Annotated in this window: 16 protein-coding genes; 15 read left to right on the plus strand and 1 reads right to left on the minus strand. The window is 70.0% G+C overall.

All coding sequences use genetic code 11. The features are described 5' to 3' along the window. Positions 1 to 145 precede the first annotated feature (145 nt). The 3 genes from NUV94_00005 to NUV94_00015 all read left to right on the plus strand — a co-directional run bounded on the left by NUV94_00005 (position 146) and on the right by NUV94_00015 (position 1708). Entirely contained in the window at positions 146 to 886 is a 741-nt protein-coding gene (locus NUV94_00005; protein MCR4391179.1) for a hypothetical protein, read from the plus strand. Then, entirely contained in the window at positions 853 to 1215 is a 363-nt protein-coding gene (locus tag NUV94_00010) for a hypothetical protein (protein MCR4391180.1), read from the plus strand. The genes NUV94_00005 and NUV94_00010 overlap by 34 nt, the downstream gene beginning before the upstream one ends. A 76-nt stretch (positions 1216 to 1291) precedes the next feature. Further along, positions 1292 to 1708, plus strand: coding sequence for a hypothetical protein (locus tag NUV94_00015; protein ID MCR4391181.1), 417 nt, complete (start codon positions 1292 to 1294; stop codon positions 1706 to 1708). Here NUV94_00015 and NUV94_00020 read toward each other — a convergent pair. Further along, entirely contained in the window at positions 1668 to 2105 is a 438-nt protein-coding gene (locus tag NUV94_00020) for a hypothetical protein (GenBank protein MCR4391182.1), read from the minus strand. The genes NUV94_00015 and NUV94_00020 overlap by 41 nt on opposite strands. A gap of 638 nt (positions 2106 to 2743) precedes the next feature. Between NUV94_00020 and NUV94_00025 the strand changes: the two genes are divergently transcribed. The 12 genes from NUV94_00025 to NUV94_00080 all read left to right on the plus strand — a co-directional run bounded on the left by NUV94_00025 (position 2744) and on the right by NUV94_00080 (position 15348). Then, positions 2744 to 3070 carry a TRAP transporter TatT component family protein gene (locus tag NUV94_00025; protein ID MCR4391183.1) on the plus strand — a complete coding sequence of 109 codons (327 nt, stop codon included), beginning with the start codon at positions 2744 to 2746 and terminating at the stop codon, positions 3068 to 3070. Between the two features lie 118 nt (positions 3071 to 3188). Continuing rightward, positions 3189 to 4445 carry a TetR/AcrR family transcriptional regulator gene (locus NUV94_00030; protein ID MCR4391184.1) on the plus strand — a complete coding sequence of 419 codons (1257 nt, stop codon included), beginning with the start codon at positions 3189 to 3191 and terminating at the stop codon, positions 4443 to 4445. 99 nt (positions 4446 to 4544) lie between these two features. Continuing rightward, positions 4545 to 5426: a branched-chain amino acid ABC transporter permease gene (locus NUV94_00035; protein MCR4391185.1), complete on the plus strand. Its 882-nt coding sequence runs from the start codon at positions 4545 to 4547 to the stop codon at positions 5424 to 5426. Beyond that, complete coding sequence (locus NUV94_00040) at positions 5423 to 6406, plus strand: branched-chain amino acid ABC transporter permease (protein MCR4391186.1); 984 nt, start codon at positions 5423 to 5425, stop codon at positions 6404 to 6406. The genes NUV94_00035 and NUV94_00040 overlap by 4 nt, the downstream gene beginning before the upstream one ends. Then, entirely contained in the window at positions 6403 to 7188 is a 786-nt protein-coding gene (locus tag NUV94_00045) for an ABC transporter ATP-binding protein (protein ID MCR4391187.1), read from the plus strand. Before NUV94_00040 ends, NUV94_00045 begins: the two co-directional genes overlap by 4 nt. Further along, positions 7175 to 7942, plus strand: a complete 768-nt coding sequence (locus NUV94_00050) for an ABC transporter ATP-binding protein (GenBank protein MCR4391188.1) — start codon at positions 7175 to 7177, stop codon at positions 7940 to 7942. Before NUV94_00045 ends, NUV94_00050 begins: the two co-directional genes overlap by 14 nt. A gap of 39 nt (positions 7943 to 7981) precedes the next feature. Continuing rightward, complete coding sequence (locus NUV94_00055) at positions 7982 to 9166, plus strand: ABC transporter substrate-binding protein (GenBank protein MCR4391189.1); 1185 nt, start codon at positions 7982 to 7984, stop codon at positions 9164 to 9166. Between the two features lie 49 nt (positions 9167 to 9215). Beyond that, positions 9216 to 10262, plus strand: a complete 1047-nt coding sequence (locus tag NUV94_00060) for a 3-oxoacyl-ACP synthase (GenBank protein ID MCR4391190.1) — start codon at positions 9216 to 9218, stop codon at positions 10260 to 10262. After that, positions 10253 to 11011, plus strand: a complete 759-nt coding sequence (locus tag NUV94_00065; GenBank protein ID MCR4391191.1) for a glucose 1-dehydrogenase — start codon at positions 10253 to 10255, stop codon at positions 11009 to 11011. The genes NUV94_00060 and NUV94_00065 overlap by 10 nt, the downstream gene beginning before the upstream one ends. Before the next feature lie 7 nt (positions 11012 to 11018). Then, positions 11019 to 12545, plus strand: coding sequence for a long-chain fatty acid--CoA ligase (locus NUV94_00070; protein MCR4391192.1), 1527 nt, complete (start codon positions 11019 to 11021; stop codon positions 12543 to 12545). Positions 12546 to 12547: 2 nt separating this feature from the next. Continuing rightward, positions 12548 to 14095: a long-chain fatty acid--CoA ligase gene (locus tag NUV94_00075; GenBank protein MCR4391193.1), complete on the plus strand. Its 1548-nt coding sequence runs from the start codon at positions 12548 to 12550 to the stop codon at positions 14093 to 14095. Then, positions 14092 to 15348: a hypothetical protein gene (locus NUV94_00080; GenBank protein ID MCR4391194.1), complete on the plus strand. Its 1257-nt coding sequence runs from the start codon at positions 14092 to 14094 to the stop codon at positions 15346 to 15348. Before NUV94_00075 ends, NUV94_00080 begins: the two co-directional genes overlap by 4 nt.

Below are 15348 nucleotides of genomic sequence, written 5' to 3' on the forward strand. Positions count from 1 at the left end.
TCATGTGGTCGATGATGAAACAGGGACGGGACTACGAGCTAAGGGAGGCGATATGGCCCACTTGAACATCCGAGCGGGATGTTCAGGTCTGCGGGGGGGTTGCGGCGGGGGAGGTGGGGGAGGAAGATGCGCACTCTGTGAGAAGATGGAGGGAGACTTTCGCGGCGAGGAGAGGGGCGGCCGCTCCCTTGCCACCCTCGTTCCGCCCGACGGGGCGGGGAGGAGGGCCCTCGCGACGGCGACTCTGGGGTGGGCCGCGCTCTTTCTTGCTAGCGCGGCGGTCGTGGTCCGCAGCGGGCTTGCCCTGTCCAAGGCCGGCGACCTCCTCGCGGAGGAGACCGGGCTTGGGCGCCTGTGGGTGGGCACGATCTTCCTCGCCATCGCCACTTCCCTTCCCGAGCTTGTGACGAACCTGTCCGCGGTGCGGCTCGATGCCCCCGCCCTGGCGGGGGGGAACGTCCTCGGGGCGAACATGATCAACATCGTGGTCCTCGCCGGGCTGGTGAGCCTGTTCCCGGCGGTGGGTGTGCGCCCGATGGGGCGGGATCAGCGGTGGCTGGTGGCGACGGCCCTTGCCCTCACCGGGGCCGTGACGGCCCTCGTCGCCCTCGGGGGCCCCGGGAACCTGGGCACGGTGCTCGTCCTGGGGGGGTACGCTGCGGGGATGACCGCCGTGTACCGGACCCGCGCCCCGGAGCTCGGGGCGAGCCCGGCCCAAGGGGCCCCGGACCCCGGGGGGAGGCCCCGCCTCCTCGGGAGGGGGTGGGTCCGGTTCGCCCTGGCCGCGGGGGGGTTCTCGTCGCGGCCCCCCTCCTCCCGGCGAGCGCCGATCGTCTGGCGGACGCGTTTGGGATCTCCGGGAGCTTCATGGGGGCCCTGGCTGTAGCCCTCGTGACCACGATGCCCGAGACGAGCGTGACCTTCGGGGCGCTGCGGCTCGGCGCGGGGGAGATGGCCCTCGGCAACGTGTACGGAAGCTGCGCGTTCAACGTGGCGATCCTCGGGCTCGCTGACCTCTTCTACCCAAAGCCGATCCTTCACGCCCTGGACCGGTCCCACGTCGTGGCGGGAGGAGGGGCCCTCCTCCTCATGGCGGCCGTGGCGTTCCTCGCCCTCCGCGCCCTGGGCAGGCTCCGCCTGTCTCAGGCCGTGGCGTTGGCGATCGTGGGGACCTGGGTCGGGGCCATGTTCCTCGTGTTCTCCCTCCGTCCCTAGGCGAGGTCGAGCTCCATCCGCAGGGCTCCCCCCCGTCGGCGTAGTAGCGGGCTAGGTTCCGGACGGCGCGGAACCCGTGGCCCGCGTAGAACCGGCGCGCCCCCTCGTTCTCCTCGCGGACCTCGAGGCGAATCCGGGGGACCCTCCGCTCCCGGGCGACGGCGATGAGCGCAGCGAGAAGGCCGCTGCCCACCCCACGCCGGCGGTGGGCGGGGTCCACGGCCAGGTCGTGGACGTGGAGGACCCGGCCCCCCAGAAGCGCCCTCTCCTCCCGGGCGATGAGGAACCCCACGGGCTCCGCCCCCTCGGCGACGAGGACCAGGGCCTCGGGGTCCGCGAGGTAGGCCGTCAGGGCCCCCTCTGGCCAGGGGTCGGGGAAGCTCCGCCCCTCGATCGCCGCCAGGGCAGCGAGGTCGGCGGCCGTGGCGCTTCGGATGCGCACCTCCGCCCGGTCACCCCCGCTTCCAGAACTCCCAGAACCGGCGGGCGGTGAGGGTCGCGCGCACTTCTCCATCGCGGAGCTCCAGGCGCAAGTCCATCGTGTGCTCCCTCCCCGTGCGGAGGTCCGTGACGAGGCAGAGGGCGCTCAGCCTTCCCGTGAGTCCGCCGGAGTCCAGCCGGAGCTCCACCGACTCCACCTGCACGTCCTGCACGGCGAGCACGGCGTCCGCCCCCGCGGGGTCGGCTACGATGCGCACGTCTCTCTTCCCCAAGGTGATAGAAAGGCCTTCCAGGAGAGGAGCGCGAAGGGTCTGGTCCTTCCCGTCCGGCAGCCGGACCGCCACTGTGCTCGCGCCGGCCAGGGGGTCCGGAGCGGGCCACAGGAGGGCAAGGCCGAGCGCGGCCATCCCGAGGGCCACGGCTGCTGCGATCCGCGTGTTCCCGCGCATCCTCCCCCCTCCGCCCGCGGGCGGCGAGGACCATTGTACCGGAGGGCGTGGGCAGGGGCGCCCCGGGGGGTATCATCGCCCCATGGACAGCGGGAGAACGGGGAAGACAGGGGGGCTACGCTGGGTGGGGTCAGTCTTTCTGGCGTTGGGCCTCGCCGCGGGGGCGGTGGGGACCAGCCCCCCTTCCCGGGAGATGGTCGCCGTTGCCGATGCCCTCTACGACCGGTGGAGTGGGGGGTTTGACTTCGCCGCCTACGAGGCCCGGCTGCGGGAGGCGATCGCGCTGTGGGAAGGGGCGCTGGAGGGAGGGGACCTGGGGGCCGACGAGCGGGCGGCGGTCTTGGTCCGGATCTCGCGGGCATACTTTGAGCTTGCCGAGGCCTACCTCGGTGAGAGCGAGCGGAAAGGGGCATACGCCAAGGGCGAAGCCGCGGCCCTCGCCGCGTTGAGGGTCGACCCGGAGTTCGTGCGGGTCGAGGGCACCCAGGGGTTCCGCGCCGCGCTGGGGGTGGCGTCGGATGTGGGCGCCATCTTCTGGTACGGGAACAACCTCGGCCGTTCCCTGAACTACGACTACGGGCGGGCGGTGTTCGGGGGGACGCGGGACGTGCTCGCCGCCTTCACCCGCGCCGTGGAGCTTGACGAAGGGTACTGGGGAGGGGGGGCCCCACCGGGCCCTCGCCAACTTCCTCGCCCAGACCCCGGGGTTCCTCGGTGGGGACGAGGCCCGCGCCGGGGTCCACTTCGCCCGGGCGGTGGAGCTCGATCCAGGCTTCCTCCAGAACCACGTGGACTGGGCCGAGTTCTGGTCCCGCCCGCGGAAGGAGTGGGACTCCTTCTGCGGGCTTCTCGCGGCCGCCCTCTCCCTGGGGGACGATCCCCAGGTCGCCGACCGCTGGCCCCTCTACAACCGCCTCGCCCTCGTCCGGGCCCGGGCGCTTCTTGGGGAGCGGCCATGCCCCTGACCGCCCTGTTCCAAGGTGGGAAGGCTGATTCTGGGTCCTGGCGATGGGCTTGGAGGAGGGAGCAGGCCTCCACCGGATCAGGAGGGCCAGGCCCTCAAGGGTGCGGGGTCTGGACAGGATGATCGCCCGGGGACGGGAGACCGGGGGCCGCTTGCCCCGCACGGCGCGGGGGCTGGAGACGATGGCGCGCCTCCTCCGCGGGGCGGAGGAGGTGTTCCGGGAGCGGGGGTACGAAGACGCGAGCGTGTCCGCGATCTGCCGCCGCGTGGGGGTGGCCCAGGGGACGTTCTACCTCTACTTCGCGAGCAAGGAGGAGGCCTACGTCCGCCTCGTGAAGGAGCTTCAATCGCGCCTCCTGGCCCACCTGCGCCGGGCCGGCGGAGGAGGGGATCCTGGGGATCGCCTCCTCCGAGCCTACGACGCGCTCCTCAATGGTGTCGTGGAGAACGCCGGGCTCGTCCAGGTGTTCCGCGAGGCGGAGTTCGTGAGCCCCGAGATCCCGATGCGGTTGTACGCCACGCTGTGCGAGGAGCTGGCGCAGGCCGTGCGGGCGGGGGTAGTCGCCGGCTCGTTCCGGGAGGTTGACCCAGAGGTGGTGGCGTACGGGATCCTCGGGGCGGTGCTGTTCCTGTCCCTGCGGTTCGCGATATGGGGGAAGGGCAAGGTGCCGGCGGGCGCCCGGCGCGTGGGGGCTGACTTCATCCGGTTGGGCATCGCGGACCGCCGCACGCCCCTCCTCCCCGGACCTCCCGGAGAGGAGATCCCGGCCGGGGAGAGGGGTTCCGGGCCCGCGGCGGAGGTGGAGGGAGGGGAGGCCACCCGGCAGGCGCTCCTCCACGCCGCAGAGCGCGCGTTTGGGCAGGCCGGGTTCCACCGGACCACGGTGTCCACGATCACCTACCTCGCGGGGGTAGGGCAGGGCACGTTCTACCTCCACTTCCCGAGCAAGGTGGCGATCTTCAACGAGCTCGTCCGGGAGATCAGCCGCGAGTTCCGGCGCCGACAGAGCCTGGCGGCAGCCCCCTACTCCGACCGGCGGATGGCGGAGGTGGAGGGGCTGCGCTCGTTCTTCCACTGGGTCCGGGATCACCCGGGCGCGTACCGGATCGTGCGGGAGGCGGAGTTCGTGGACGAGGGCGTGGGCCAGTGGTACTACACCCGCCTCGCTCAAGGGTACGTGCGGGGCCTGTCGGCGGCGATGGACCGCGGGGAGATCCGACGGTGCGATCCCGAGGCCCTGGCCTACCTCCTCCTCGGGGTGGCCCACCTGAGCGGCCAGCGGTGGGTCCTTTGGGAGGGGGCGCGCCGCCCCCCTGAGGAGGCCCTCCGCTCCCTGGGGGAGTTCATCCTGTGGGGGGTCGAGCGCCCGGCGTGACCCACGGCCGCGGGGAACACACCTTGACGCGGGCCCCCCTCCGCAGTATGCTGACGGGTGATTCAGGTGTCATAGGCGGACCGAGGAGGCTGGGCGCGGGTGCTGGCGCAGCTGGTCGTAAGCGGGCTGGCGGCGGGTAGCCTGTACGGGATCATGGCGTTGGGCCTGATCCTTATCTACAAGACGACCCACATCCTCAACTTCGGCCAGGGCGACATGACGATGTTCACCACGTTCGTCGCCTACCTCCTCCTCACCGCGTTCCGCTGGCCGTTCCCCGCGGCCCTTGCCGGAGCCCTCCTGAGCGGGCTCGCCTTGGGAGTTCTCGTGGACCGGGGCATCATGCGGTGGGCGCGCCAGGCCCCGGTGACGAGCCTGTTTATCGCCACCCTCGGGGTGGGGATGATCCTCCAGGCCGTGGCGGGCTGGATCTGGGGTTACGACACAAAGCCCTTCCCCTACGCCCTGCGCGGGCGCCCGATCTTCCTGGGGGACGTGGTCCTGCGCCAGCACGACCTGCTCGTCCTCATCGTCACCGTGCTCATCTCCCTGGCACTCTTCGTCCTGTTCAAGTTCACCAAGGTGGGGGTAGCGATGCGTGCCACCTCCCAGAACCGGCGCGCCGCGCAGCTCATGGGAATCAGCGTGGACCGCATGGGCACCCTGAGCTGGGCCCTCGGGCTGGGCACCGGGGCCGTGGCCGGGTGCCTCGTGGCCCCGATCGTCTTCCTCGACCTGACGTCGATGGTCCTCGTCATGATCAAGGCCATCGCCGCGGCCGTGCTCGGGGGGTTCACGAGCCTCCCCGGGGCGGTGGTGGGCGGGCTTCTCCTCGGCGTGATCGAGAACCTGTTCGGGGGCTACATGCCCAGCGCCATCGCCCCCCTCAAGACGACGTTCGTGTTCGTGTTGATCATCCTCGTCCTCGTGGTGCGGCCCCACGGCCTCCTCGGGGAGCGAACTGCGGGGGGGGGCCGGTGAGGCTCGCCCTCCTCGGCCTCCTCCTCGTGGGCCTCCTCGGGTCGGCCCCGCTGTGGGTGCGCCCGTACGACCTCTACCTCCTCAGCCTGGCCGCGGTGAACGTGATCGCCGCTGTGGGCCTGGCCCTCCTCACTGGGTTCACCGGGCAGCTGTCCATCGGCAACGCCGGGTTCCTGGCCATCGGGGCCTACGGGGCGGCCCTCCTGGCCAAACACCTCGGAATTCCGTTCTGGGCTGCAATCCCCGCCGCGGGGGTTCTGAGCGGGGCGGCGGGGTTCCTCCTCCTCATCCCCGCCCTGCGCCTGACCGCGATCTACCTCGCCATCGCCACCCTGGCCTTCGGGACTGCTGTTTCCGAGGCCCTGCCGCGGTGGGCGACGGTCACCGGGGGCTACCAGGGAATGCGCGTTCCCAAGGCCGAGTTCTTTGGCCTGAACGTTCAGAACGACGTGGCGATGTTCTACCTGGCGCTCGGGATCACCGTGGTCATGGTGCTCCTGGCCCGGAACCTGATTCGGTCCCGCGTGGGGCGGGCGTTCATCGCCATCCGGGACAAGCCCGCCGCGGCCCAGGCCTGCGGGGTAAGCCTCACCCGCTACAAGGCCCTGGCGTTCTTCGTGAGCGCGCTGTTCACCGGGATCGCCGGGGGGCTCTATGCCTACGTCGTGGGGTACATCAGCCCGGTGGAGTTTGGCCTGGGAAAGTCGATCAACCTGTTTGTGATGATTGCCCTGGGGGGGATGGCCTCCCTTCCCGGGCCGATCCTCGGCGCGGTGTTCCTGACCTACCTTCCCCACTGGCTGAGTGGGATCCGGGGACTGCAGGACGTGATCTACGGGGCGGCGCTCATCGGGGTGGTCGTGTTCATGCCCTACGGGTTCTGGGGGTTTGTGCGGAAGTGGACGGCGCCGGACAAGGTGCAGGCCCTGCCTAGGCCCCTGCGGTCCGTGGTGGAGTTCGTGCTGGGAGGTGGGCGATGACCGCCCCCCTCCTTTGCGCGTCTGGCCTCACCAAGCGGTTCGGCGGCCTCACCGCCGTAGACTCCGTGGACTTCGCCGTGGAGGAGGGGGCGATCGTGGGCCTCATCGGGCCCAACGGGGCGGGCAAGACCACCGTGTTCAACCTCATCTCCCGGTTCTACGAGCCCACCGCGGGCAAGATCTCCTTTGAGGGGCGGGACCTCCTCTCCTTCCCGCCCCACAGGGTCGTGGGGCTGGGGATCGCCCGCACCTTCCAGAACCTGGGGCTTTTCCCGTACCTCTCCGTTCGCGACAACCTCCTCGTGGGCGGGCACGTTCGGCTGCGGAGCTCGGTCCTGTCCCTCGCCCTGGGCGTGGGGCGGGGGCGGCGGGAGGAGGGGGCGACGGCGAAGGCGGCGGAGGAGATGCTGGCCGCGTTTGGGATGGAGGGCCTGAGCGCCCTCCCCGCGTCGCTTCTCCCCTATGGAACGCAGAAGGCGGTGGAACTCCTGCGCGCCCTGATGGCCCGCCCCCGGCTCCTCCTCCTGGACGAGCCCGTGGCCGGGATGAACGCCACCGAGACCCAGGCGATGGCCCACCTCATCCGCCGGATCCGGGACGAGCGGGGGATCACGGTGCTCCTGGTGGAGCACGACATGTCGCTGGTGATGGAGGTGTGCGAGCACATCGTGGTCCTGGACTTCGGCCGGAAGATCGCCGAAGGACCCCCGCGGGAGATCCAGTCCAACCCCCGGGTGATCGAGGCGTACCTGGGGGAGGAGGCGGACCGTGCTCGCGTTTGACGCGGTGAACACGTTCTACGGGCCGATCCACGCCCTCAGGGACGTGTCGTTCGCTGTGGAGAAGGGCACCATCGTCGCCGTCCTTGGGGCCAACGGGGCGGGGAAGACCACGCTCATGAACACGGCCTGCGGCCTGATCCGGCCGCGCTCAGGCCGGATCCACCTCGACGGCCGAAGGATCGACCGCCTCCCTGCCGAGCGGATCGTCCGGCTGGGGGTGAGCCAGGTTCCCGAGGGCCGGCAGCTGTTCCCCGACCTTACCGTAGCGGAGAACCTGAGGATGGGGGCGTACTTGCGGCGGGACGGGGCTGGGGTGCGCAAGGACATGGGGCACGTCCTGGAGCGGTTCCCGGCCCTGCGGGGGCGGATGAGGCAACTGGCAGGGACCCTGAGCGGAGGGGAGCAGCAGATGCTCGCCATTGGCCGCGCCCTCATGGCCCGCCCCCGGCTCCTCCTCCTGGACGAGCCGTCGCTGGGGCTCTCCCCCCTGCTCGTGCGCCAGCTGTTCCACACCCTGGCTGCGCTGGGGCGAGAAGGGATGACCCTGGTTGTGGCCGAGCAGAACGCGTACCTCTCCCTGGAGGTGGCGTCGCGGGGCGTCGTCCTGGAAACGGGGCGCGTGGCGCTCCAGGGCCCAAGCGACGAGCTCCGGCAGACGGACCGGGTCCGGCAGCTGTACTTGGGGGGGAAGGGAGCCCCCTCGGAGAAAGGAGGTGAAGGACGAGAGGAAAACCTAGGAGCTAGGCAGAGGTAGCGGGAGCCACAGGCTAGTGAGGATCAAAGGAGGAGGAACATGAAGCGATTGGCAGTTCTCGCGGCAGTGTGCGTGGTAGGGGCCTCGTGGGGACTTCTCGGGCAGACGCCGGGGGTCACGGACACCACGATCAAGCTCGGGTCGTTCATTGTTCAGTCGGGCCCCGTGGCCGTGATCGGGATCCCGGTGATGAAGGGCGCCCAGGCCTGGTACAGTTACGTGAACGACGTTCTGGGGGGCATCCACGGGCGGAAGATCGAGTTCCTCGCCCTGGACGACGCGTTCAACCCGGCCAACACAGTGGCCGTGGTCAAGCGGCTGGTGGAGCAGGACAACATCTTCGCCCTCGTCAACCCGCTGGGGACGATTGGGATGGCTGCGGTGTGGAACTACATCCTGCAGAACAACGTCCCCGTGGTGTCCCCGCACATGAACTGGCTCACGCTGGCTAGCCCCACGGTTCCCCACGTGTTTGCCCTGCAGCCCAACAACGAGTCGTTCGGCCGCGCCGCGGCCCAGTACGCGGTCCTGGAGACGCAGGCGAAGCGGATTGGGATCGCCGTGGTCGAGGACGCCATGGGGACAGAGCTCCTCAACTTCGCCCTCGACGAGCTGCAGCACTGGGGGATCCAGCCCGTGGTGGTGGTGAAGTACCCCGGGACGGAGACGAACTTCAGCGCCTACGCCCAGGTGCTTCGGCAGAGCAAGGCCGAGGCCGTGCTCCTGTTCAGCTACTTGGCGGATGCGGCCAAGCTCATCGTGGAGTGCGACCTTCTTGGGTACAAGCCCCAGTTCATCGGGATCAACACGATCACGCTCCAGCTGTTTGACCTGGCGGGGAACGCCGCGGCGGGCGTGGTGTTCCCGGGGTTCGGCACCGACCCCCAGGACCCCACGAGCGAGGCAGCGGCCGCGATGCGGGAGGTCTACGCCCGCTACTACCCGGGCGAGGTCATGAACGCCTACGCGATGATCGCCTACGTCGGGGCGCAGATGGTGACGAAGGCCCTGATGGACGCGGGTCCCAACCTGACCCGGGACGCGTTCATCGACGCGTTGAACAACCTCACGGACTGGAACGCGGACGGGATGATCCCCGCGGTGACCTACCGACCGGACGATCACTACGGGATCAAGACCCTGTGGATGAACGAGCTCCAGATTGTGGACGGCGTGCGGACGGCGGTGTTCCTCAAGGAGTGGAACTGGTCCGCCAACCGCTGATGGAGGTGGGAGGGGCCGGGGTCGCCGGCCCCTCCCCCAGTTCTCAGCCATGGACCACACCCACGAGCCGGTAGGGATTGCAAGCGTCGGGATGTACCTCCCGGAGAGGGTGATCACCGCGGCGGAGATCGCCGCGGAGAGCGGGCTTCCGGAGTGGGTGGTGCGGGAAAAGCTTGGGATTGTGGAGAAGAGGATGGCCCCTCCGGATCTCCACCCCAACGAAATGGGGGTCCTGGCGGCCCGGGACTGCCTGGCCCAGTGTGACATCCCCCCCGAAGAGATCGACCTTGTGATCTGCACCACGGAGGAGTGGCGGGAGTACCTCCTGTGGACCTCGGGGATCGACCTCGCCTACCAAATCGGGGCCACCCGGGCGTGGGGGATGGACATGCACATGCGCTGCTGCACCACGGTGGCGGCGATGAAGATTGCCAAGGACATCATGCAGTCCGACCCCGAGATCCGCACCGTGCTCATCGCCGGTGGGTACCGGATCGGAGACCTCATCAACTTCAAGAACCTCCGCACCAGTTTTCTGTTCAACATCGGGGCCGGGGCGGGGGCGATGCTCCTCCGGCGGGGCTGGCCGCGGAACCATGTTCTCGGCTCCCACCTCATCACCGACGGCTCGATGAGCCGGGACGTGCTCGTGCCGGCAAGCGGAACGGTTCAGTTTCCCACCGACGAGGCGGTGGCCAAGGGGCTGTTCAAGTTCGACCTCGTCAACGAGGAGAAGATGAAGGCCCGCCTGAACGAGGTCTCGATGGACAACTGGATGCGGTGCATCGACGAGGCGCTGCGAAAGAGCGGCCACACCCGAGACGACGTGGACTTCCTCAACATGGTCCTCATCAAGCCCTCGGGGTACCGGGAGATGCTATCTCGCCTGGGGCTGACGGAGGAGCAGGGGGTGTACAACGACCGGTACGGCCACATCGGTGAGCAGGACACGATCATCAACATCATCGAGGGGCTGAGGCTGGGGCGGCTCAAGAACGGCGACCTCATGGTCATGGTCGGGGCGGGGATTGGCTACGTGTGGGGTGCGGGCGTGGTCCGGTGGGGACCGTGCCAGGAGGGGGACCGATGCGGCTAGCGGGGAAGGTGGCCCTGGTGACAGGGGGGGCGGCGGGGATTGGGCTCGCCACCGCGCGGCGGTTCGTGGAGGAAGGGGCCCAGGTCGCGATGTGCGACGTGGCGGAGGAGGCTGGGGAGAAGGCGGCGCGGGAGCTGGGTGCCGCGTTCCAGCGGGTGGACGTGACGGACCGACTGGGGGTGGAGGCGTGGGTGGCGTCCGTCCTGGCGCGCTACGGGCGGATCGACATCCTCGTGAACAACGCCGGGATCATCCGCGACCACCAGCTCGTGCGCGTCAAGGACGGGGAGATTGTGGGGAAGATGTCCGAGGCCGACTTCGACCTCGTCGTGGCGGTGAACCTCAAGGGGACCTTCCTCTGCACCCAGGCCGTGGTCCCGGTCATGATCCGCCAGCGGGGGGGCGTCATCCTCAACGCCTCTTCGGTGGCGGGTCTCGATGGGAACTTCGGCCAGACAAACTACGTGGCCACGAAGGCCGGGATCGTGGGGATGACCAAGGTCTGGGCCCGGGAGCTGGGGAAGTACGGGATCCGGGTCAACGCCGTGGCCCCGGGGTTCACGGCCACCGAGATCCTGCGGACCATGCCGGAGAAGGTTCTCGAGGGGATCCGGGCGCGGACGCCCCTCGGGCGGCTGGGGGATCCCCGGGACATTGCCAACGCCTACCTGTTCCTGGCCTCCGACGAGGCGGCGTTCATCACCGGGGCCGTCCTCCGCGTGGACGGGGGACTCGTCCTGGGGACGTGAGGGACCTATGGACGCAAGCCACCTCCTGCGGCGTAGGGCGGAGCTGACCCCGGACCGGGTGGCGGTGGTGGACGCCTCCACGGGCGCCCGCCTCACCTACGCCGAGCTCAACCGCCGGGCCAACCGGTGCGCCCACTTCCTGCGGCGCCTCGGGGTTGGTAAGGGCGATCGGGTATCCATCCTCGCCCACAATAGCCTCGTCTACGTTGACCTGATCTACGCCCTGGGGAAGATCGGGGCGGTGTTTGCCCCCCTCAACTGGCGGCTTCAGGTCGCGGAATTGGCCTACATCGTGGGCGACTGCACCCCCAAGGTCCTCCTCGTCGGGCCGGAGTTTGGGGCGACGGCGCGGGAGCTCCTGGAGGGGGCCCCCGTGCCCCACGTGGTGGGGATCGAGGGGGCAGGGGTGGGGGAGGTGGCGTACGAGGACGCCCTGACCTGCTCGAGCGACGCCGAGCCCCCCCCTTCGCCCCTCACCGGGGAGGACACGTACTTTCTCCTGTACACGTCGGGGACGACGGGCCGGCCCAAGGGGGCGATGATTCCCCACCGCCAGGTCCTGTGGAACTGCATCAACACGGTGGCAAGCTGGAACCTGACCCAGGACGACGTATCCCCGGTGTTCCTGCCCCTGTTCCACGCCGGGGGCCTGTTTGCGTTCCTCACGCCGCTTCTCTACGTCGGGGGCCGGATCGTCCTCCTCCGGACGTTCGAGGCGGAGGAGGTGTTGCGCGTGATCCAGGAGGAGGGGTGCACGGTGATCCTCGGGGTGCCCACGGTGTACCGGGTGCTCCTGGACAGCCCTGGATTCTCCCAGGCCGACTTCTCGCGCGTGAAGTTCTTCATCAGCGGGGGTGCGCCCCTCCCGGTGGAGCTGGTGCGGGAGTGGCGGGCGAGGAAGGGGGGTGTGTTCCGCCAGGGCTACGGCCTGACTGAGGTGGGCCCCAACTGCTTCTCCATGACCGACGAGGAGTCGGTGCGCAAGCTGGGCTCGGTGGGGAAGCCCATCTTCCACAGCGAGATGCGGCTTGTGAACGAGCGGGGGGAGGAGGTGGGGCCGAACGAGCCCGGGGAGCTCCTCATCCGCGGCCCCCACGTGTGCACGGGCTACTGGAAGCGGCCCGAGGCGACGGCGGAGGCGATCCGGGACGGTTGGTTCCACACCGGGGACGTGGCCCGCCGGGACGAGGACGGGTTCTACTACATCGTGGGCCGGGTCAAGGACATGATCATCAGCGGCGGGGAGAACATCTACGCCGCGGAGGTGGAGGCCGTGTTCCGGGAGCACCCCGCGGTGGCCGACGCGGCCCTCATCGGCATGCCCGACCCCAAGTGGGGCGAGGTGGGGCTGATCGTCGTTGTCCTCAAGAGGGGGGCTTCCGCCACAGCGGAAGAGCTCCAGGCGTTCTGCGGGGCGCGCCTGGCCCGGTACAAGGTCCCCAAGAAGGTCGTGTTCGCCGACTCCCTCCCCTACTCCTCCTACGGCAAGGTGATCAAGGCCGAGCTCCGCCGGCGCTACCTGGGGGAGGGGTGAGGGTGTACATCGGCGACTACCTCCGCCGCCGCGCGCTCTACTCCCCGGAGAAGCTCGCCGTGGCCGACCACGGGAAGGTCCCCCCCCTCCGCCTCACCTGGCGGGAGATGAACGCCCTCGCGGACCGACTGGCCCATTGGCTTGCGGAGGAGGCGGGCGTGGGGAAGGGGGACCGGGTGGCCATCCTCGCCCGGGACGGGGTGGAGCACCTCCTGGCCCTGTACGCGTGCGGGAAGCTCGGGGCGATCCACACCCCCTTGAGCTGGCGCCTCCACCCGCGGGAACTGGCGGCCCTCGTGGCCAAGACCACCCCGCGGGTCCTCGTGTTTGACGACGAGTCCCGGGCTGCGGCAGCGGAGGTGCGGCGCGCTGTAGAAGGCCTCCCAGGGACCCTGGCGAGGCTCCTCCACCTCGACGGGGAGGGCCTTCCCGGCTCTGTGCCGTGGGCAGAGGCCCTCTCCTCGCCTCCCCCCTCCCCCGTGACCTGCCCGACCCTGGAGGCCGAGGACCCGGCGTGCATCCTGTTCACCGGTGGCACCACCGGCCTCCCCAAGGCCGTCCTCATCTCCCACCGCATGATCGCCTGGAACGTCTTGAACACGATCATCCACGATCTCCGGCACGACGATGTCGTCCTCAACGTGTTCCCACTGTTCCACGCCGGGGGGCTGTTCTGCTACTGGTCGTCCCAGGTCGTGTTGGGGAACACCACGATCCAGGTCCGTCGTTTTGACCCAGAGCAAGTGCTCGATCTCATCGAGCGGGAGCGGGTGACGGTGTTCGCCGGGGTTCCCTCGATGTACGAGATGCTGACCCAGGCCCCCAACTGGGACCGGGCGGACCTCACGAGCCTCCGGTTCTGCACGAGCGGCGGCGCGCCGCTTCCTGTCCCCCTGATCGAGAAGTACGTTCGGGAGAAGGGGGTCCGTTTCAAGCAGGGGTTCGGGATGACGGAGTTCGGGCCGGGGGTGTTTGCCCTGGCGGCCGAGGACGCGGTGCGCAAGGCGGGGAGCATCGGCCGGCCCAACTTCTTTGTGGACGCCCGGGTGGTGGACGAGGCGAACCGCCCCGTGGGCCCAGGGGTGGTGGGCGAGCTCGTGCTCAAGGGCCCCTCCCTGTGCTCCGGCTACTTCGGGGACCCCGCGGCGCCCCTGGTGGACGAGGAGGGCTACTTCCACACCGGCGACCTCGTGACCTACGACGAGGAGGGCTACTTCTTCGTCGTGGGGCGGAAGAAGGACATGTTCATCTCCGGCGGGGAGAACGTGTACCCCCGGGAGATCGAGGAGGTCCTGTACCGCCACCCGGCGGTGGCGAGCTGCGCCGTGGCGGGGATCCCCGATCCCAAGTGGGGCGAGGTGGGAGCAGCGTTCGTGGTCCTCAAGCAGGAGGCGACCGAACAGGAGCTCCTGGCCTACCTCCAGGCCCACCTGGCCCGGTTCAAGATCCCCAAGCGGGTGGTGTTCCTCGATGCGCTTCCCCTGTCCGGGATGGGCAAGCCGCTCAAGGACGAGCTGCGGAAGGCGCTGCTTGAAGGGAGGTTCGGATGAAGAGGTTGGCGAGGGGGGTGTGCCTCGTGGGGGCGGGGGTGGGGAAGTTCGGGGCGTTCCCGCGGAAGGATAGCCGGGACCTGTTCGTGGAGGCGGTTGGCGAGCTTGTGGCCAGCGTGGACCGGGGCCTCGACCCGGGGGACATCGAGGCCCTCTTCCTGGGGAACTACTCGAGCGACCTGTTCGAGCACCAGGGGCACCTCGCCCCGATCGTGGCCCACTGGGTGGGGCTGACCCCGCGGGCGGCGGTGCGGGTGGAGGACGCCTGCGCGAGCGGCGGTGTGGCCCTCCGCCAGGCGGTTGTCGCCGTGGCGTCCGGGCTGTACGACGTCGTCCTCGCCGGCGGGGTGGAGCGGATGACCGCCCTCCCCACCGAGGCCGTCACGGACGCCCTGGCCACGGCGGGGGACGCCCTGTACGAGTTCCCAGCCGGGTTCACCTTTCCCGGGTTCTACGCGGCGATGGCCACGGCCTACGCTGCCCGGTACGGGATGCCCTACGAGGCCCTGACCGCGGTGGCGCGGAAGAACCACGACAACGGGGCCCTCAACGACAAGGCCCAGTTCGGGATGACGATCCGGGAGATCATGGCGCGGCGGGTGGCCAAGGCCAGGGAGAGGGGCGGGCCGGTTCCCGCCTGGGAGGACGAGCGGGAGTTCCTGCGGGACCCGGCGGCGAATCCGGTCGTGGCCTGGCCACTCCGGCTGTTCGACTGTTCGCCCATCACCGACGGGGCGGCGGCGGTCCTCGTGGTGGCGGAGGAGGTGGCGCGGCGGTACACGGACCGGCCGGTGCGCGTTCTGGGCACGGGCCAGGCGAGCGACGCGGCGCTCTACGGCCGGGAGGAGCTGACGAGCCTCCGCGCGGCGCGGGAGGCCGCGGCCCAGGCGTACGCCATGGCCGGGGTCGCGCCCTCCCGGATCAGGGTGGCCGAGGTCCACGACTGCTTCACGATCGCCGAGGTTCTGGCCGTGGAGGACCTCGGGTTCTTCCCCCCTGGTCAGGGCTGGCGGGCGGCCCTGGACGGGGAGACGGCCCGGGACGGGCGGATCCCGGTGAACACCTCCGGGGGGCTCAAGGCCAAGGGCCACCCCGTGGGGGCGTCGGGGGTGGCCCAGGTCGTGGAGCTTTGGAAGCAGCTGCGGGGCGAGGCCGGCCCGCGCCAACTGCCGGGCGAGGTGGACCTCGCCCTGGCCCACAACGTGGGCGGCACGGGCCAGACGTGCGTCGTCCACATCCTGGGAAGGGGGTAG

The organism is Candidatus Acetothermia bacterium (assembly GCA_024653305.1).
Classification (GTDB): domain Bacteria; phylum Bipolaricaulota; class Bipolaricaulia; order Bipolaricaulales; family Bipolaricaulaceae; genus JACIWI01.

What these genes read in the sequence shown, in the direction of transcription:
- NUV94_00005 (MCR4391179.1), top strand. Translation starts at nt 146, where the DNA reads ATGGAGGGAGACTTTCGCGGCGAGGAGAGGGGCGGCCGCTCCCTTGCC.
- NUV94_00020 (MCR4391182.1), bottom strand. Translation starts at nt 2,105, where the DNA reads ATGCGCGGGAACACGCGGATCGCAGCAGCCGTGGCCCTCGGGATGGCC.
- NUV94_00030 (MCR4391184.1), top strand. Translation starts at nt 3,189, where the DNA reads ATGATCGCCCGGGGACGGGAGACCGGGGGCCGCTTGCCCCGCACGGCG.
- NUV94_00045 (MCR4391187.1), top strand. Translation starts at nt 6,403, where the DNA reads ATGACCGCCCCCCTCCTTTGCGCGTCTGGCCTCACCAAGCGGTTCGGC.
- NUV94_00055 (MCR4391189.1), top strand. Translation starts at nt 7,982, where the DNA reads ATGAAGCGATTGGCAGTTCTCGCGGCAGTGTGCGTGGTAGGGGCCTCG.
- NUV94_00060 (MCR4391190.1), top strand. Translation starts at nt 9,216, where the DNA reads ATGGACCACACCCACGAGCCGGTAGGGATTGCAAGCGTCGGGATGTAC.
- NUV94_00065 (MCR4391191.1), top strand. Translation starts at nt 10,253, where the DNA reads ATGCGGCTAGCGGGGAAGGTGGCCCTGGTGACAGGGGGGGCGGCGGGG.
- NUV94_00070 (MCR4391192.1), top strand. Translation starts at nt 11,019, where the DNA reads ATGGACGCAAGCCACCTCCTGCGGCGTAGGGCGGAGCTGACCCCGGAC.
- NUV94_00080 (MCR4391194.1), top strand. Translation starts at nt 14,092, where the DNA reads ATGAAGAGGTTGGCGAGGGGGGTGTGCCTCGTGGGGGCGGGGGTGGGG.